Origin of the sequence: Poseidonocella sp. HB161398 (assembly GCF_005870025.1) — a bacterium.
Taxonomy (GTDB): Bacteria; Pseudomonadota; Alphaproteobacteria; order Rhodobacterales; family Rhodobacteraceae; genus Mangrovicoccus.
The window spans coordinates 1-2,459 of record NZ_VATA01000184.1; the positions used below are offsets into that span (position 1 = coordinate 1).

A 2,459-nucleotide genomic window follows, 5' to 3' on the forward strand; every position below is an offset into this window, starting at 1 on the left:
GTATGCGATGTCCCGGCCCCACCTGTTTGTGAGGCGGCGGTTCTGAGATCTCATTTCCAGCGATAGGCAGGGAGTGACTTTCTCAATGAGCGCATATTTTGAGGTTCTCACGAACGAGCGCGAGACGCAGCGCAGGAACCGGAAGTGGCCGGACAAGCTGAAGGCGGAGATCGTCGCCGAGACGCTGCGCTCCGGCGCGACCGTGAACGCGGTGGCCGCGCGGCACGGGCTGGCGGCGAACCAGGTTTCGGCGTGGCGGCGGATGGCGCGGGACGGCAGGCTGGTGCTGCCAGCCCCCGAGGACGCGGTCGAGTTCGTGTCGCTGATGGTGGCGACGCCGGAGCCCGCTGCGGAACCGCCGTTGGCGGGCGGCAGCGTCGAGATCGCCGTCGGCGCGGTGACCGTGCGGCTCGAGCCCGGCGCTTCGCCGGAGCGGATCGCCGCCGTGGTGCGGGCGCTGGCATGATCCCATCCGACCGGGTGCGGATCCTGATCGCGACGAAGCCTGTAGATTTCCGCAAGGGCCATGATGGCCTTGCCGCGCTGGTGCAATCGGCACTGAAGGAGGATCCGTTTGCGGGCGCGGTCTTCGTCTTCCGCTCGAAGCGGGCTGACAGGCTGAAGATCCTGTTCTGGGACGGCACGGGGCTGGTGATGGCGTACAAGCGGCTGGAGGAGGCGACGTTCACCTGGCCGCCGGTGACCGACGGGATCATGTCGCTGAACCGGGCGCAGTTCGAGGCGCTCTTCGCCGGGCTCGACTGGCGCCGGGTGAAGGCGCTCGAGGCTCGGCGGCCTGCTGTGGCGGAATGACTCGCGGGGTGTTTTCCCCGCCTGCCGCGGCGCGCGCCGGTCTATGCTGCCAGCATGACCGACGCCCCCGCAATCGACCTTTCCGCCATCCCCGAGGAGCAGCGCGCCGCCGTCGCCCTGCTGATGCGGCGCGTCGGCGAGCTCGAGGAGACGACCCGGCGGCAGGAGAGCCTGATCGCCGAGATGAACCAGGCGCTCTACGGCAAGAAGTCGGAAAAGCTCTCGGAAGACGAGCGCCAGCTGGCCTTCGAGGATCTCGAAACGGCCGTCGCCGAGGTCGAGGCGCAGAAGGCGGCACAGGCCGCTGCGGCCGGGGAAGCCCCTCGGCGCAAGAGCTCTGCCGCGAAGCGCAACCGCGGCAATCTTCCGGCCGATCTGCCGCGCATCGAGGAGACCATCGAGCCCGCCAGCCTGGACTGTCCCTGCGGCTGCGGGCAGCTGCACAAGATCGGCGAGGACCGGACCGAACGGCTCGACATCATCCCCGCGCAGGTCCGCGTCATCGTCACGATCCGCCCCCGCTATGCCTGCCGGGCCTGCACCGACGGCGTGATCCAGGCCCCGGCACCCGCGCATCTGATCGAGGGCGGGCTGCCGACCGAGGCGATGATCGCCCATGTGCTGGTCGGCAAATACGCGGACCACCTGCCATTATATCGGCAGAGCCAGATCTTCGCCCGCTGGGGCCTGTCCATCGACCGCGGCACTCTGGCCGGATGGGTCGGGACCGCGGCTTTCCACCTCGGTCCTGTGGTGGACTGTCTCTCCGAGCACCTGAAGGCCTCGACCAAGCTCTTCATGGACGAAACAACGGCGCCGGTGCTGGATCCGGGGCGCGGGAAAACGAAAACGGGATATCTCTGGGCGCTCGCCCGGGACGACCGGGGATGGGGCGGCGACGACCCGCCCGGCATCGTCTATTTCTACGCCCCCGGCCGCGGCGGCGAGCACGCCGAGACGTTTCTGAATGGCTTCGACGGCATCCTGCAGCTCGACGGCTATCCAGGCTACAACCGGCTAACGCGCCCCTCCCGAAGGGGCGGCGCTCCGGTCACGGTCGCGCATTGCTGGGCACACGCAAGGCGCAAGCTGAAGGAGGTCTTCGACCGCGACGGGTCCGAGATCGCCGCCGAGGGCCTCCGCCGGATCGCCGAATTCTACCGGATCGAGGCGGAGATCCGCGGCATGGGCCCCGGCCAGCGCCTCTCGGCCCGCCAGGCCCGCACCGCGCCCTTGGTCGCAGCCTTCGGCACCTGGCTGCAGGACCAGCGGCGCCGGGTCTCGGCGAAATCCCGGCTGGGCGAGAAGCTGACCTACATCCACAACCACTGGGACGGCCTGCAGACGTTCCTGAATGACGGTCGCGTCGAGATCGACTCCAATTCCGTGGAGAACCTGATCCGCCCGATTGCCCTCAATCGCAAGAATGCGCTCTTCGCGGGCCATGACGAGGGCGGCCGTGCCTGGGGACGGATCGCCTCGCTGATCGAGACCGCCAAGATCAACGGCGTCGAACCCTTCGCCTACCTGAAGGCCACGCTGGAGGCGATTGCCGCCGGGCATCCGCAGAAGCGCATCGACGAACTTCTGCCATGGAGTTTCAAGCCGTCAACCTGAGATCCCGTGAGCCGGGAACACCGCTTACG

At 68.3% G+C, this 2,459-nt stretch carries 3 protein-coding genes; all 3 read left to right on the forward strand.

From position 1 onward, the window contains the following. Nucleotides 1-85: 85 nt before the first annotated feature. From FGX59_RS36500 to FGX59_RS36510, 3 genes are read left to right on the forward strand one after another with little or no spacing between them, the layout of a single operon-like run. Nucleotides 86-466, forward strand: a complete 381-nt coding sequence (locus FGX59_RS36500) for a transposase (protein WP_138473434.1) — start codon at nucleotides 86-88, stop codon at nucleotides 464-466. Beyond that, nucleotides 463-813 (forward strand): IS66 family insertion sequence element accessory protein TnpB, encoded by a 351-nt coding sequence (tnpB, locus tag FGX59_RS36505; protein WP_138473435.1) that lies wholly within the window; start codon nucleotides 463-465, stop codon nucleotides 811-813. The genes FGX59_RS36500 and tnpB overlap by 4 nt, the downstream gene beginning before the upstream one ends. Nucleotides 814-867: 54 nt before the next feature. Then, nucleotides 868-2,430 (forward strand): IS66 family transposase, encoded by a 1,563-nt coding sequence (locus FGX59_RS36510; protein ID WP_138473436.1) that lies wholly within the window; start codon nucleotides 868-870, stop codon nucleotides 2,428-2,430. Nucleotides 2,431-2,459: the final 29 nt, after the last annotated feature.

Bases quoted from the DNA above. Each gene is read 5' to 3' on its own strand.
- FGX59_RS36510 (WP_138473436.1), top strand. From the start codon at position 868: ATGACCGACGCCCCCGCAATCGACCTTTCCGCCATCCCCGAGGAGCAG.
- FGX59_RS36500 (WP_138473434.1), top strand. From the start codon at position 86: ATGAGCGCATATTTTGAGGTTCTCACGAACGAGCGCGAGACGCAGCGC.
- tnpB (WP_138473435.1), top strand. From the start codon at position 463: ATGATCCCATCCGACCGGGTGCGGATCCTGATCGCGACGAAGCCTGTA.